General features: G+C 40.6%; 1 protein-coding gene. It reads right to left on the reverse strand.

What is annotated here, in order from left to right; translation table 11 throughout:
- Positions 1-46: 46 nt before the first annotated feature.
- Positions 47-325 (reverse strand): hypothetical protein (locus AB4496_RS27905; RefSeq protein ID WP_372133275.1); only part of this gene is annotated, 279 nt, incomplete at its 5' end.

Genomic DNA, 325 nt, shown 5'->3' on the forward strand with positions numbered 1-325 from the left:
CTTTCACATCAACCCTTTATTGCTTTATCGCTTTCTTGTGTAGCTTCTACTTTTTAATGCTAAGTAGGGTGCCTGACTTACACTTGAAAGAGTAGTAGTGACGGCTTTCGTTGAATTTACCTAAGCCTTCGCCATCACAATAGTCGATGTTGATATCGCGCATAATTTCTAGCGTATCTTCACTGTTTAAGGCAAATTTAGAGCCGTCAGAGCAGACGATACGTACTCTTTCATCATGGCTTACAGAGTAGATATCGACTTCAGTATTACACAGCTCAAAAGAGGCTTCACGGAAGTTGTCTTGTTGAGTATTTGAAGCACAACC

The sequence above is a fragment of the Vibrio sp. 10N.222.46.A1 genome (assembly GCF_041473595.1).
Taxonomy (GTDB): domain Bacteria; phylum Pseudomonadota; class Gammaproteobacteria; order Enterobacterales; family Vibrionaceae; genus Vibrio; species Vibrio tasmaniensis_A.